Genomic DNA, 15,034 nt, shown 5'->3' on the forward strand with positions numbered 1-15,034 from the left:
TCGTATTCGGCTCAGTCCCCTTCGAAGACCGGGCGCTCCTTGGCGACGAAGGCGTTGTAGGCGCGCTCGAAATCGCCGGTCTGCATGCAAATCGCCTGCGCCTGTGCCTCGGCCTCGATCGCCTGTTCGATGGACATGGCCCATTCCTGCGCCAGCATCGTCTTGGTCATCATATGCGCGAAATTGGGGCCGGCCTGGATTTTCTTGGCCAGTGTCATGGCCTCTTCTTCCAGCGTCTCGCCCGTCACCAGCCGGTTGTAGAAGCCCCAGCGTTCGCCCTCTTCGGCCGACATCGAGCGGCCTGTGTAGAGCAGTTCCGCCGCCCGTGTCTGGCCGATGATGCGCGGCAGGATCGCGCAGGCGCCCATGTCGCAACCCGCGAGGCCCACGCGGGTGAAGAGGAAGGCCGTCTTGGCCTCCGCCGTCGCCAGCCGCAGGTCCGATGCCATGGCAATGATCGCGCCCGCGCCGACGCAGATACCGTCGACGGCGGCGATCACCGGCTTGCCGCAATTCACGATGGCCTTGACCAGATCGCCGGTCATGCGGGTGAATTGCAGCAGCTCCTTCATATTCATCTTGGTCAAAGGGCCAATGATATCATGTACATCCCCGCCGGAGCTAAAGTTACCCCCGTTGGAGCCGAAGATCACCACGTCGACGTCATCGGCATAGACCAGATCGCGGAACCAGTCGCGCAGCTCGGCGTAGCTGTCGAAGGTCAGCGGGTTCTTGCGGTCGGGCCGGTCGAGCCGCACAGTGGCGATCCGGTCTTTGATCTCGCATTGAAAATGCGTCACATCACTGCGCATTGGCTTTTTCCTCTTCTTCCGTTTGGGCGGCGAAGGCTTGTAGGCGGGCCGCCATGGCGCGGGCTTCCTCGGAGGAGATTCCGCGCAGTTTTTCGTTGATCCAGTCTTCATGCGCCTGCGCTTGGCGGGCGAATTGCGCCGCCCCCTCAGGCGTCAGCCGCAGCATCATTGCACGCCGGTCGCCCGGCACGGGGATGCGCTCCACCAGCCCCTCTTCGCTGAGGCGGTCGGCGATGCCGGTGACATTGCCGTTGGACACCCGCAGCACGCCGGAAAGCTGGCTCATCTTCAGCCCCTCGGGATGGCGCGAGAGGGCCGACATCACGTCGAAACGCGGCAGCGTGGTGTTATGCTCGCGCCGCAGCCTGTCGCGCAGCTCTTGCTCCAGCCCGCGCACCACTTTCAGCAGCCGCAGCCAGAGCCGGACGCGATCCTTGGCCGCGTTGCTCACACCTCGCCCCCCGATAGCGCCAGCGCGTGGCCGTTGACCGAAGCCGCGGCATCTGAGAGCAGATAGAGCACGGCGCCGGCGACCTCAGAAGTTTCGACGAAGCGGTTCTGCGGGCTGGCGCGTTTCAGCAGGGCGCGGGCCTCCTCGGCGTTCTTGCCGGTGGTTTTGGTGATATTCTCGACCGAGCGTTCCAGAAGCGGCGTGTCGATGAAACCGGGGCAAATCGCGTTCACGGTGATGCCCGTGCGCGCCAGTTCCAGCGCCAGCGCGCGGGTGAGGCCGACGACACCGTGTTTCGCCGCGACATAGCCCGCGACATATGGGTAACCCTTGAGGCCCGCGGTCGAGGCCACGGCGATCAGCCGCCCCTGCCCGGCCTCCTTCATCTCCGCCAGTGCCGCCTGCCAGACGTTGAAGACGCCGGTGACATTGACCGCCATCATGTCGGTCATGTCCTGCGCGGTGATCTTGTGAAAAGGCGCGGAATGGGCGGCGCCTGCATTGGCGACGACGCCGGTGATGGGGCCATTCTCGGCGCGCGCGGCGGCGAAGGCGGCCTGCACCGCCTCCGGACCGGTCACGTCGCAGGTCTGGAACGGCAACCCCTGCTCGCGCAGCGGCGCTTCGCGGCGGCCCATGATGGTGACCTTCGCCCCGCTCTTGGCGACCGCATGGGCGATCTCCGCGCCCACGCCGGTGCCGCCGCCGGTGATGACGATATGGGTCATACCTTCTCCATCTCCGCCGCGCGGTCCGCCAGACGCCATGCCTGATCGCGGCCGGGGCCGTAGGGCAGCGGCCAGTCTGCGTGGCGGTCGCCGATGGCGGCGGCGGCGTGCAGGGTCCAATAGGGATCGGCCAAGTGCGGCCGGGCGAGGCAGACGAGATCGGCGCGGCCCGCCATCAGGATCGAATTGACGTGGTCGGCCTCGTAGATATTGCCCACGGCCATGGTCTTGATCCCGCCGTCGTTGCGGATGCGGTCGCTGAAGGGGGTCTGGAACATGCGGCCATAGACCGGTTTCGCCTGTTTCGAGGTCTGGCCCGCCGAGACGTCGATGATGTCGGCCCCGGCTTCACTGAACATGCGCGCGATCTCGACCGCTTCTTCGGGCGTGACGCCGTCTTCCTCAACCCAGTCATTGGCCGAGATGCGCACCGCCATCGGCTTTTCCTCGGGCCATGCGTCGCGCATGGCGCGGAAGACTTCGAGCGGGTAGCGCATGCGGTTCTCAAGGCTGCCGCCGTATTCATCTTCGCGCTGGTTCGACAGGGGCGAGATGAACGACGAGATCAGGTAGCCGTGGGCCGCGTGCAGTTCGATCATGTCGAAATTGGCGCGCTCCGCCATGCGGGCAGCCTCAACAAATTCGTCGCGGATCTGGTCCATATCCGCGCGTGTCGCTTCCTTCGGCACGGCGTTGTTTTCCGACCACGGGATCGGCGAGGCCGAGATGATCTCCCAATTGCCCGCTTTCAGCGGCGCGTCCATCTCCTCCCAGCCCAGCTGGGTCGAGCCCTTGCGACCTGAGTGGCCGATCTGGCAGCAAATCTTGGCCTCGGTCTCGGCATGAACGAAATCGGTCAGCCGTTTCCATGCGGCCTCATGCTCGGGGGCATAAAGGCCGGGGCAGCCCGGCGTGATCCGCCCCTCCGGGGAGACGCAGGTCATCTCGGTATAGACCAGCCCTGCCCCGCCCTTGGCCCGTTCGGCGTAATGCACGAAATGCCAGTCCGTCGGGCAGCCGTCCACGGCCTTGTACTGCGCCATGGGCGAGACGACGATACGGTTGTTGAGCTTCATGTTGCGCAGTTGAAACGGCGCGAACATCGGCGCGCGGATCGGGCCGTTGGTGTCGGCGCCCGCCTGTTCAAGGAACCATTTCTCGGCCCCCTCCAGCCACTTGGGATCCCGCTCGCGCAGGTTCTCGTGGCTGATCCGCTGGCTGCGGGTCAGCATGGAGTAGTTCAACTGCACCGGGTCGAGGTCGAGGTAACGCTCCACGTCCTCGAACCATTCGACCGAGTTGCGCGCCGCCGATTGCAGGCGCAGCACTTCGAGGCGGCGGGCCTCTTCGTATTTCTCGAATGCGGTAGGCAGGTCGACGTCATCACTGACGTGTTTCGCCAACGAAATCGCCGATTCCAGCGCCAGCTTGGTGCCCGAGCCGATCGAAAAATGTGCGGTGGCCGAGGCATCGCCCAGAAGCACGACATTCTCGTGGCTCCACTTCTCGCAAAGCACGCGCGGGAACTTGATCCAAGCCGAACCGCGGATGTGGCTGGCGTTGGTCATCAGCTTGTGGCCGTCAAGGTGGTCCTTGAAGATTTCCTCGCAGATTTCGATGGTCTCTTGCTGGGACTTCTCGCCGAAACCGTAGGCGTCGAAGGTCTTCTGACTGCATTCGACGATGAAAGTCGCCGTGTCCTTGTCAAACTGGTAGGCGTGGACCCAGATCCAGCCCTTGTCGGTCTTCTCGAAGATGAAGGTGAAGGCGTTGTCGAACTTCTGATGCGTGCCGAGCCAGACGAAGGGGCAGCGGCGCACGTCGATGTCGGGCTTGAAAGTGTGCTCGAACTCCATCCGGGTCTTGGAGTTCAGACCGTCCGAGGCGACAACCAGATCGTAGTCGTCCATGTATTCCGATGCGGCCTTCACCTCGGTCTCGAACTGCAGGTTCACACCCAGCTCGCGCGCTCGCTCCTGCAGGATCAGCAAAAGGCGCTTGCGCCCGATGCCGCAGAAGCCATGGCCGGAGCTGAGGATCGTGTTGCCCTTGTGGTGCAGCGCGATGTCGTCCCAATAGGCGAAATGGCTGCGGATTTCCTTGGCCGAGACGGGGTCGTTGACCTCCAGATTGTCGAGCGTCTCGTCCGAGAGCACGACGCCCCAGCCGAAGGTGTCGTCGGGCCGGTTGCGCTCCAGCACGGTGACATCGGCCTCGGGCTGGCGCAGCTTGAGAGAGATCGCGAAGTACAGCCCCGCAGGACCGCCGCCAAGACAGATTGCACGCATCGAAATTCCCCTCTGGTTCGCTTTGGAAGGGAGCCTAGGGCGAGTCGCTTTTTCGTTCAAGAATAAATATTTTAGGCTTGAAGCAAATCGGCGGTTCGTCTGTCTGCGCGCAGCGGACGCGTTGAACCCGCAGGCCATTGGGCCTATGCCGTCGGGACATTCCACGACGAGGGCAGCGCGATGACGGGTTTGAGCAATGCAGATTGGCTGGCGGTAGAGGTTCATGAGGCGCGTTTGCAGGTCTGGGCCATGCAGGGCGCATCGGTGCTAGAGAGCGCCACGAGCGAGAGCGAGACTGCCGAACCCGGCGGCCTCGCGGTCTTCGACGCCGCGCTCGCTAAGCTGACCGCCCCGTGGCAACTGCCCCGCCTGCCGGTTTTCGTCGCTGGCATGCCCGCAGGGAGGACCGATGCCGCGCCGCGCATGGTGCCCTGCTCCGCCACGGCTGAGCGCACAACGGCTGTCGCCACCGACAACTTCGACCTTCAGGTCATCCCACCCCTGCGCCAGCAGACCCCCAGCGGCCTGCTTCAAGGGGCCGAAACGCGCATCGCGGGGTTTCTGAGCCTCAACAAAGACTGGGACGGGGTGATCTGCCTGCCCGGAGCCACGTCGGTCTGGGCGCAGATCAGCGCGGGCGAGGTGGTGAGCTTTCAGACCTTCCTGACCGGGGAATTGCTGGCCCTCTTGAGCGATGGCACCCCCGCCGAGGGCACGGCGCTGGACGACACGGCTTTTGACGACGCGCTCAGCGATGGGCTGTCGCGGCCCGAGCGTATGGCGGGGCGGCTGGCCTCGATCCGGGCTGATCTGGCCATGCAGGACATCCCGCCGCCTACCGCAGAGGCGCGGCTGGCGGGCACATTGATCGGGGCGGAACTGGCGGCGGCGCGGGCCTATTGGCTGGGGCAAACGCTGGCGGTGATCGGCACGGGCGGGGCTGTACCGCTTTATCTGCGGGCGCTGTCGCAACAGGGCGCACCGGCGACCGAGGCGGATGGCAGCCGCATGGCGCTGGCGGGGATCTGCGCGGTACGGCGGGCGGTTAACGGGGGATAGCCCTGCCCGCCAACACCTTTCCCGTCAGTCTTTCTTTTCCCCGTCGGTCTTTTTCTGCATGTCCAGATTGACGAGATCTTCGAGCATATCGAGCAGGTCTTCCATCCGCTGCTTGCCGAAACGCGCCTCGAAGTCAGAGAACAGCGCCGCCGCATCACCCGCGTGGTCTTGGATCACCTGACGGCCCTGATCGGTGATGGTGACGATGGATTTGCGCCCGTCATCGGGATCGCTGGCACGGCTGAGCAGCCCTTCCTCCTCCATCGCGCGCAGCATGCGGGTCAGGCTCGGCAGCAGCAGACAGGCCTGCTGCGCCAGTGCGGTCTGCTCCATCGGGCCGGATTCCTCGACCACGCGCAGCACGCGAAACTTCTGTTCCGAGATGCCACTTTCGTTCAAGATTTCGCGGATCGGCCCCATCACCCTTTCCCGCGCGCGCAAAAGCGCAATCGGAAGGGAGCGGGCAGTGCGGCGCAGGGGGGGCATTGGGGCCATTCTTGACGGTTTCCTGATCGCTACTTACCAAGTCAAAGACCGCCCAAAAGGGCGTGACGACCACCATAGCCGCTGCGACAACATTCTTGAAGAGGTCAAGCCCAGCGGAACAACAGTGAGACAATACAACAACATGGGGCAGGAAATGCGGATGACAACCAGAATTCCACAGCAAGGGAGCGGCGCATGAATTGGGAGGAATTCCGAGCTTGGGGCCGCCGCGCCGCCGATTGGGCCGCCGATTACCACGCAGGTCTGCGCGACCGCCCGGTGCGCGCGCAAGTGGCCCCCGGCGCGGTGCTTTCCGCCCTGCCCGATTCCCCGCCCGAAGGGGCCGAGGCGATGCAGGCGATCTTCGACGATTTCGAACAGACCCTCATGCCCGGCATGACCCATTGGCAGCACCCCCGCTTCTTTGCCTATTTCCCGGCCAATGCTGCGCCGGTCTCGGTGCTGGCGGAATATTTCGTCTCTGCCATCGCGGCGCAATGCATGCTGTGGCAGACCTCTCCGGCAGCGACGGAGTTGGAGACCCGGGTTTGCGATTGGATGCGTCAGGCGATCGGCCTGCCGGATGGCTTTATCGGGGTGATCCAAGACAGCGCCAGCTCCGCCACGCTTTGTGCCGTGCTGACAATGCGCGAACGCGCGCTTGATTGGCAGGGCAACCGCGCGGGGCTGTCGGGCCAGCCGCGCCTACGGGTCTATTGCTCGGACGAGGTGCATACCTCGGTCGACCGGGCCATCTGGATCGCGGGGTTGGGCGAAGAGAACCTTGTCCGCATTCCGACCCAAGGGGCGAGCCGTGCAATGGACGCGGACGCCCTGCGCGCCGCCATCGCCGCCGACCGTGCGGCGGGGCATCTGCCTGCGGGCATCATCGCCTGCACCGGGGGCACCAGTGCGGGGGCCAGCGATGACATTGCCGCCGTAATGGATGTGGCCGAGGCCGAGGCGCTCTACACCCATGTCGACGCCGCTTGGGCCGGGTCGGCGATGATCTGTCCTGAATTCCGCGCCCTTTGGGCCGGGGTCGAACGGGCGGACTCGGTGGTGATGAACCCGCATAAATGGCTGGGGGCGCAGTTTGACTGCACGACCCACTTTTTGCGCAATCCCGATGATCTGGTGCGCACCTTGGCGATTCAGCCGGAGTATCTGAAGACCCATGGCGCGGATGGCGTGGTGAACTATTCCGAATGGTCCGTGCCGCTGGGCCGCCGTTTCCGCGCGCTCAAACTATGGTTCCTGATCCGCGCCCATGGGCTGGAGGGGCTGCGCGAGATGATCCGCAACCATGTGACATGGGCGCAGGACTTGGCCGCGCGGCTGGACGCGACGGAGGGGTTCGAGATCGTGACCCAGCCGATGCTCTCGCTCTTCACCTTCCGCCATCTCGGTGCCGAAGATCTAGATGCCCATAACCAAGACCTGCTGAACCGGATCAATGACGACGGGCGCATTTACCTGACCCAGACCCGGATCGACGGAGCATTCGCAATCCGCTTTCAGGCAGGTGCTTTCACCGCCACGGCCGAAGATGTGACCATGGCCTATGACGTGATCACCGAATTGGCCGGGACTTAGGGCGCGATCAGGGTGACGCCCGGCATGGCGCGGATGACCTCGACATCCGCGTCATAGATCGCCGTCATCCGCTCGACCAATTCCTCGGTCCAGCCGGGCATGTCGAGCTCTTCTTCGATCTCTTCCTCCAGCGCGTATTTGTCGAGGAACGCGGTGATCACGCGGCGCTTCTGCGCCTCGGACATATCGGGATGTGTGTCGAGATAGCCGCGAAAGCGTTTCATCCCCTCCTCCGACATGATCGTCTGCAAAAGATCGAAACCGCCCTTGATCTTGGTCTCGGGCGCCAGCCCCGCCATCTCCCGAATGATCTGCGCCCAGATCAGCGGCGCGTCTTCATTGCACCACAGGGTGATGGGAATCCCCGGCGCCGCTTCGCGCAGTTGGCCGATCGTCTCGGACCAGCGCAGGTCCTCCGGCCCCCGCTCCCCCCAGAACGCCGCCGAGGTTTTATCCGCCGCTTTCTCATAAAGCACCGGCACGAGGGAGGCGGGATTGCGGATCGCCATAAAGATGCGCATCTCATCTTCGGGGAAAAGCTGCGCCATGCGCAGCATGCGCACGGCGGCGGCGGGATAGAGCACGCCTTCTTGCAGGGCCGTGGCAGGCGAGCGGAAGAAATTCGCATCCGACAGGATCACCCGGCTGGCTGTCCCGTCATCGAGGATCGCGTCCAGCAGAACGTCCCGCGCCACCTCCGACGGCTCCGCCTTATGCATCGCGTTGAGCGTGTCGCGGAACAGGTTGCGATAGGTGCTGGGGCCGGGCGCTTTGACGCCCGTCTTGGCGAAATCGTCCTGATTGCGCAGCAGGCATTTCAGCAGCCGCTCGTCTTCCGTGAAATGGACACCTGTGTGCAAAACGAGCTGCATGATACTCTGCTTACCCTTGAAAATCTCGGCGTTGAATAGCCCGTCCCGGCGCGCGTGTAAAATCCGAAAGAATCTCGCATTTCCCCTCTTGCACCCCCCGGCTCCTTTCTCTAAATGAGCCCTCAGTGCCCCTATAGCTCAGCTGGTAGAGCAACTGATTTGTAATCAGTAGGTCCGCGGTTCGAGTCCGTGTGGGGGCACCAATTCTCTCTTTAAATCATACGCTGATCCGCTGCCGTTGCGTGCTAGTTTACGCCTGCCTACAGGCTCGGCCAAGCCGCCCGATGGCCCCGCGCCCCCGCCGCATTCGGCAGACGCGGGGCCGTGGCCCCTAACCCATTCGCTTGGAGCTGTAACTGCCGGGCGATGCGGGAAAGACCACGGTTTTATTGCCGTTCAGAAACACCCGGTGGTGGGCATGGGCGTGAATCGCGCGCGCCAAGACGCTCGCCTCCACATCGCGACCGAGCGAGACATAATCCGATGCGCTTTGCGCATGGGTAATGCGCACGGTGTCCTGTTCGATGATCGGCCCCTCGTCCAGATCGGCGGTGACGTGATGCGAGGTGGCACCGATCAATTTCACGCCTCGTTCATAGGCCTGCTTGTAAGGGTTCGCCCCCTTGAAGGACGGTAGGAAGGAATGGTGAATGTTGATGATCCGCCCCGACATCTTTTGGCACATGGCGTCAGACAAGATCTGCATGTAGCGCGCCAGCACGATCAGCTCCGCGCCGGTTTCCTCGACCACTTCCATGATCCGCGCTTCGGCCTGCGGTTTGTTCTCCTTCGTCACCTTGATGCAGTGAAATGGAATGTCGTGGTTCGCCACGACCTTTTGATAGTCCATATGGTTCGAGATCACGGCGACGATCTCAATCGGGAGCGCGCCGATGCGCACACGGTAGAGCAGATCGTTCAGGCAGTGGCCAAAGCGCGAGACCATGACCACGACCTTCATCGTGGTGTCTTGGTCGTGAAATTCATAGGTCATGCCAAAGGGTTCCGCGACCGCTGTGAACCCTTCGCGCAGGGTCTCGAGCGTGGCGCCGGTTTCGGCCTCGGCGCTGATGCGCATGAAGAACTGGCCGTTTTCGGTGTCGTCGAACTGCGCGCTGTCGGTGATGTTGCAGCCGGTTTCGGCGATGTAATTGGCGATGGCGGCAACGATCCCGCGTTGCGAGGGGCAGGTCACGGTCAGGCAGAACTTGGTCATGGGCGGTCCTTAGGAGGGTTGGTCGGGGCGGCGGGGCCTGTGGTGCTTACTCTACCGTTTGCAGGCTGCGCGGGGGAAGGCAAGCGATAGCGCGCGTATGACGGGGGTCGCCCATGCCTAGATCAACAGCCCTGTCTAGGTGCCGTTTTCCTATGCGCATCAATGTTGATCATCCGCCAAAAAATGGGCGGCGGCGCATCAAAATGCACCGCCACTCCGACAAGCACTATCGACCTATTGAATGCCGACCCTGAATTGCACGGCCCCGGTCTCTCCCGGCAACATCTGGCCCGTGCAATTCCATTCGATCGTTCCGGCATAGCTGGCCACATTGCTTGCCGGCACCACCAGATCACAGCTGAGGTTGGGCGAGACCTGTTGCGGATCGACGATAGGCTCCGACAGCTGCGTATAGGGCGGGGTTCTATCGTAGATCTTGACGTTCGACGCCTGCGTGGTCGCGTTGTTTTGCAGATAGATGCGGTAAAGAAGGATATCATTCACACTGCCGAGGTTGGCGGTGCCCTCCCCAGTGCCTTGGGTCTCATTCTCGACCGTTTTGCGCAGTTCAATCTGGGTCGAACGCCCCCCGACCGAAACCTCATCGGTATTGCTGGCCGAACTTGTCACCGTGGTCCGGGCAAATGCCGTGGTCGCCAGCACTTGATAGACGTAGGTACTCCCCTGCCCAGCGCCCGAACCGGCTGACACCCGTGAGACGATACAGATGGTCTGCCCCGTGGTGACGGCGATGGGACCGGTGATCGGCCCATCGACGCTATCGTCACAGCCGATATCTTGGAACAGCGCCGCGCTGAACGCGCCAGTGGGGGTCGAAGTGGCACCGGCGTAGGAGAAGGTCACCTGCCCGTCTGAGGTGGCGGTATAGATATGCGGCAGGGTCGCAACCTGCCCCTGTGCGACGGTCGTGGTCCGGTCGTTGGTCAGACTGGGCAGTTGCAGCAGACCGATATCCAACCCCATGCGATTGCCGAAAGCCTCGGGCGTGAAGGTGAATTCACCGTCATGCGGGTTGGTGTCGACCAAATCTGGCAGTCCGGTCGTCGCTTCCGAAATCGCCCGGTAATCATTCGCCGGGATCGCGCGGATCGTGATCGGGCCGCTGTAGCTGCCAGAAAGCCCATAGCTCCAAGTGCCATCGGTCGCGAGACCGGGGGTCGCTAGCACTGCACCGCCACTGTCGAGGATCTCCAACACCGCCGAGGATGCCCCCCCTTCACTGCCGTTGCGCAGAGCGTCATGGGCGGTGCCGCCGTCTGCCCCGTTGTCGATAAAGACACGGCCCGTCAAAATCCGCTCTCCGGTGACGAGGGTCAGGGAATAGGAGGCTTCGTCATCGTCGGGCAGTTGGTCGAACAGGTCATCGGTCAGCGGGCCCGTGCTGGGATCGCTGTCGGGATCGGGCAGAGAGCTATAGATGATCTCGGCCTGATTGGTGAAATCACCGCTGCCCAGCACCGTGGTGGTGATCGTCAGGGTCTCGCTCTCTCCGCTCAGCAGTTCATCCACGAACCACAAGCCTGTGTCAGGATCATAGGTATCCCCCGTCGCGGGCGCATCGTCCGAGACATAGGCGAAACCGCTTGGGATCTGGTCGATCACCTTGACCCCCGAGGGCGAGCCGCCGCTGACATTGGTGATGGTGATGATCCAATCGATGGTATCCCCCTCCGATACATTGGTGATCGGTGTCGTCGTCCCTGTAGCGGCGGCGATTTTGCTGAGTTCGAGGTCACTGCCAGCCGGATCGAAGCCAAAGTCTTGGTCACTGGTCACGCTATTGCCGGAGACAGGAACGCCAAGCAGCGGGTTGGACGTGCCGATGGTCAGCCCCGAAGGCAGATCGGGGTCCGCCTCGTCCAATGCGACACGGTAGGTCGTGTTCACCATCAACTCCCCCACCGCATAGGTGCCATCGGCCAAGGTATCCGTGGTTACCAGAAAAATGTCATCGGCGGTATTGGCCGGGGTGCCATTGTCGGCATAGACCGAGATGCCCACACCCGCGCCGAAATTGGTCTCCCCATTGTCTTTCACGTCCGAAGCATCCGCGTCTTCATAGATATTGCCCGAGATGCCCCCCAGCGGGATTGGTGCAGGCCCCCGGCAAGAGATGCCATCGCTGCGCCCACCCTCATCGACCGGAATGCCGGATACCAGTTGCGGCACACCTGTCGCCGTTGAAATGACGAAGAGGTTGTTGGTGGTGTTGGAATAGCCATAGAGCCTGCCGTCACGGTCGAACCACAGCGCGTCGAACATGCCCGCATAGACGGCAGGGCCGATCGCTTGGGGTGTCACGCTCCCCGGGGTGCCGTTGTTGACCGCAGCGCGGAACAGGAAGCCCGAGTTTCTGTCGATCCCATACATAATGCCATCCACGGGGTTGAAGGCGAGATCTTCGGGATTGACGCCGATGGAGAGGCTGATCTCGCCCAAGGCGATCGGCGTGGCGGGATTACTCAGATCGACGATCTGCCATGTATTCAGATCCACTTCGTAGATCAGCCGCCCATTCGGCAGGATATCCCCCGCGTTCAATGCATCCCCCGCCCCGGGGATATTACCGAAGTCAGTAATGTCGCCCGCGCCATCGATCCGGAAAAGCCTGCGGCTACTTTGATCCACGCCGTAGATATAGCCGTCCAGCGCGTTATAGCCCCAAGCGCCGTCGCGGTTCTGTCCGGTGCTGCCCGAGGTCTCAACCGTCGTGGCATAGCTCCCCCCGCCATCGCGGAAGGTCATACGCCTCAGCGCTGAGGGGCTGTCGACGATGGCATAGAGCGAGGCATCGCAGACCAGCGGCGGCGGATCGCTTGAGATGGTGAGCGTATAGTCCTCCACCTCCCCCTCAAAAGCTGTGACAAGGCCGGTGCTGTCGGTCGACCAGCGAAAGCGGGCATAGGTGGGCAGTGTCGTAGCCCCCGCGGGCACCGCCACTTCGAAAAGGATCGTGCCATTGCTGAGGCCGTCCTTATCCTGCGGGCCGCCGTCTTGCAGGTTCACCGCCACCTGCTCCCCGGCTTGGTTGAAGGTGCCATCGCCATCGAAGTCGATAAAGGCCTGCAGATAGGACGACCCCGGCGCGGCAATCAGATCGCTGACTGTCACCGTGATCTCGGCCAGACCACCACGGTAGAATTGCGGCAGGATTATTCCGTCCTCATCATCCGACCCGTCGGCATCATCCCCCGTGGCCCCGATGGAGTTCTGCGTCAGCAGATCGATATCCGGCGGGGTGCTGCCCAGATAGACCTCAGGCGCACCGGGGCCTTCAATGATATGCTGCGGATCGCCATAGCTCGCCGGGGCATCGCCCCGGTCGGCGTCGGGCGGTGTCTTGATGGTGATGCCATAGTCTTCGACCTCCCCATCCGGGGCGGGGGTGATCGCATCGAGCCCCGCGGTCGAAGACCAGCGCAGTCGGACGAAGGTCGGGGTCAGAACGGCGGTGACCGGCACGCTGACGGGGAATGAAATCTCTCCATTCACCGCCCCGTCGAGGTCTTGCGGACCGCCGTCTTGGATATCGGTCGCGACCTGATCGCCAAGAAAGATGCCATCGCCGCCGAAATCGACGAAAGCCTGCAGGTAGCCAGTGCCGGGGGTGGGTTCGTTTACGACCACGGTCACCGTGCGGGTCAGATCACCGTAGAGCTGGGGAAAGCTCTCTTCGCTTTCGTCATCCTTCCCGTCGAGGTCGTCGCCGGTGCCATCGACGGAATGTTGCGCCGAGCCGTCGCCGTCACCATTCAGCGCGCCGATCCAATATTGCGCGGTATCTGCGTGCTGCGGATCGCCATAGGTGACCGGCGCATCCCCCCGGTCGGGGCCGGAGCCTGCGTAGATCGTCGTGGGATCATCACGCCCTTCGCCCGGCCCGTTCGACGCCACGCCATCCCCGTCACCGGGGTTCTCGGAATCCGACAGGTCCGAGACTGCCGTCCCCCCCGGTGTCTGGGCCGTGACCTGCGCTTGGTTGCTGATCGTGGTATCCAAATCCTCAGGCACCAGCGTGTAGGTCGCCGTATAGACGGCCTTCTCCCCGACCAGCAGCGTACCTTCGGGCGACAGCGACGTGGCGGCCTGAAAGGTGATCACCGGGGGCACGCCCTTGCCGCTGAACTGCGTCTCGGCAAGCTGCACATTGGTCAGATCGACATTGCCGAAGTTCTCAGCGGTAAAGACATAGGCGATCGTCTCACCCGGATCGGCATAGCCGTTGAGGTTGGTATCGACCAATTGCGCCAGTTTCAGCAAACCGACAGAGCCCACATCGATCGAGACCTGCGCAGGCGCGGAATAGGCCCGCGGCTCATTCGGCAGGATGATGGGCGATTGATAGCGGTAGCTGATTGGCGTCGGCGCGGCAAAGAAGGCGACGAAGGGGGTAAAGGTCAGCTCCCCGGTCAGGTCGTCATAGCTCCATGTGCCCTCCCCCAGAATGTCGAAACCCACCCGGTGGCCCTCGGAATCGGTCACGATGTTCTGCGCCCCGGCAGGGGGGATCAGATCAATGGCCTGGTTGGAGTATTCGCTGGGCTGGCCCGAATTATTGGCCGGTGCATTGTTATTCTCAGTCGCCACACTGTCATTGAACAGGATGTTGACCACCACAGGCTCGCTCAGCACCTGTTCTTTCAGATCGTCCTGCAAAACGGGTGCTTTGAAGTCACCGCATTGCAGGTCATAGGTCTGCGCTTCGTCATAGGTCGGATTGGCGAGCCGGACGAGGAAGCCATTGTTGGCGGTCCGACCAAAGCGGAAGGTCGAAGTCTGCGGGTAGAAGATTTCAAGCCCAGATACCGGCTGATTGCTATAGTTGCGGTCCCCGGCGAGATAGAACACCTCTGTCCCGAGGTTTGCATCCGGCCCTTCGATATAGCCCCGATAGGTCGTCGCGCTGCGGTCAATGCGGACATATTCGACCGTGCCGTCGCAGACGTTCACATAGACCTGCTCATTCAACGGACCGTCGATGTCATTAATCTGAAAGAAAACATCCGCCACCACCGGCACCCCGCCGGTATTGGTCGTGATGTTATGGGTGCCCGCCTCATAGAGGTAGAAATCCATGAAATGCGGGTCTTGCCCGGTCGAGGTAATCTGGATTTGCCCATTGCCCGAGGCGAAAATATGATCCCGCCCGGCAAAGGCCATTTCACCGACGATATCGACCGACACCCCGCCAACCGTGCCCGCGTTGCGCCACAAGGCCCGCTCGCCCACGCCTGCCCCGACCACGGTGGGCGCGGCGACGGGATTGAGAATGAGCTGCTGCGCCAAGGCGGCTCTGGTCAGCAAAGCCAGTAAGAACAATGTCCAAAACGATGCCGCGATCATCCGAAGCCAAGGCCCCTGCCCTGCCAAGGCCCAAAGGCGGCGCAAGTGCTGCGCCGTGAACGTGCCGATAAAATAAGTGTAAAAAGTAAGCGCCGTCCCTGTCCCATTGATTTCCACGGTTCCGTTACGCTGATGGAGCGGCGAGTTTCTCTCTGAGTATTC

At 62.7% G+C, this 15,034-nt stretch carries 10 protein-coding genes and 1 tRNA gene; 3 read left to right on the top strand and 8 right to left on the bottom strand.

Annotated elements, in window-relative coordinates; all coding sequences use genetic code 11:
* Positions 1-11: 11 nt before the first annotated feature.
* Genes ACGYLI_RS06610 through ACGYLI_RS06625 form a run of 4 tightly spaced genes read right to left on the bottom strand, consistent with a single transcriptional unit; the run spans position 12 to position 4,279 of the window.
* A complete protein-coding gene (locus ACGYLI_RS06610; protein ID WP_394418272.1) occupies positions 12-812 on the bottom strand; it encodes an enoyl-CoA hydratase family protein in 801 nt (266 codons plus the stop codon).
* Positions 802-1,263, bottom strand: coding sequence for a MarR family winged helix-turn-helix transcriptional regulator (locus tag ACGYLI_RS06615; protein ID WP_271689827.1), 462 nt, complete (start codon positions 1,261-1,263; stop codon positions 802-804). Before ACGYLI_RS06615 ends, ACGYLI_RS06610 begins: the two co-directional genes overlap by 11 nt.
* A complete protein-coding gene (locus ACGYLI_RS06620; protein WP_394418273.1) occupies positions 1,260-1,991 on the bottom strand; it encodes an SDR family NAD(P)-dependent oxidoreductase in 732 nt (243 codons plus the stop codon). The genes ACGYLI_RS06615 and ACGYLI_RS06620 overlap by 4 nt, the downstream gene beginning before the upstream one ends.
* Positions 1,988-4,279: a bifunctional salicylyl-CoA 5-hydroxylase/oxidoreductase gene (locus tag ACGYLI_RS06625; RefSeq protein WP_394418275.1), complete on the bottom strand. Its 2,292-nt coding sequence runs from the start codon at positions 4,277-4,279 to the stop codon at positions 1,988-1,990. Before ACGYLI_RS06625 ends, ACGYLI_RS06620 begins: the two co-directional genes overlap by 4 nt.
* Before the next feature lie 180 nt (positions 4,280-4,459).
* Between ACGYLI_RS06625 and ACGYLI_RS06630 the strand changes: the two genes are divergently transcribed.
* On the top strand, positions 4,460-5,338 hold the full coding sequence (locus ACGYLI_RS06630; protein ID WP_394418277.1) for a 2-dehydro-3-deoxygalactonokinase: 879 nt from the start codon (positions 4,460-4,462) through the stop codon (positions 5,336-5,338).
* A gap of 24 nt (positions 5,339-5,362) precedes the next feature.
* Here the strand turns inward: ACGYLI_RS06630 and hpaR are convergent, their stop codons facing one another.
* Positions 5,363-5,833, bottom strand: coding sequence for a homoprotocatechuate degradation operon regulator HpaR (gene hpaR, locus ACGYLI_RS06635; protein ID WP_322329627.1), 471 nt, complete (start codon positions 5,831-5,833; stop codon positions 5,363-5,365).
* A gap of 186 nt (positions 5,834-6,019) precedes the next feature.
* On the opposite strand from hpaR, the gene ACGYLI_RS06640 reads away from it, so the two are divergent.
* Positions 6,020-7,420, top strand: a complete 1,401-nt coding sequence (locus tag ACGYLI_RS06640) for a pyridoxal phosphate-dependent decarboxylase family protein (RefSeq protein ID WP_394418279.1) — start codon at positions 6,020-6,022, stop codon at positions 7,418-7,420.
* On the opposite strand, the gene ACGYLI_RS06645 is transcribed toward ACGYLI_RS06640, so the two are convergent.
* Positions 7,417-8,292 (bottom strand): hypothetical protein, encoded by an 876-nt coding sequence (locus ACGYLI_RS06645; RefSeq protein WP_394418281.1) that lies wholly within the window; start codon positions 8,290-8,292, stop codon positions 7,417-7,419. The two genes, ACGYLI_RS06640 and ACGYLI_RS06645, sit on opposite strands and share 4 nt — an antisense overlap.
* A gap of 127 nt (positions 8,293-8,419) precedes the next feature.
* On the opposite strand from ACGYLI_RS06645, the gene ACGYLI_RS06650 reads away from it, so the two are divergent.
* A tRNA-Thr gene (locus ACGYLI_RS06650) sits at positions 8,420-8,495 on the top strand.
* Between the two features lie 128 nt (positions 8,496-8,623).
* Here ACGYLI_RS06650 and purU read toward each other — a convergent pair.
* Positions 8,624-9,508, bottom strand: a complete 885-nt coding sequence (gene purU / locus ACGYLI_RS06655) for a formyltetrahydrofolate deformylase (protein WP_394418283.1) — start codon at positions 9,506-9,508, stop codon at positions 8,624-8,626.
* Between the two features lie 234 nt (positions 9,509-9,742).
* On the bottom strand, positions 9,743-14,833 hold the full coding sequence (locus ACGYLI_RS06660; protein ID WP_394418285.1) for a GEVED domain-containing protein: 5,091 nt from the start codon (positions 14,831-14,833) through the stop codon (positions 9,743-9,745).
* Positions 14,834-15,034 lie beyond the last annotated feature (201 nt).

The organism is Sulfitobacter sp. 1A13421 (assembly GCF_043557285.1).
Taxonomy (GTDB): domain Bacteria; phylum Pseudomonadota; class Alphaproteobacteria; order Rhodobacterales; family Rhodobacteraceae; genus Sulfitobacter; species Sulfitobacter faviae.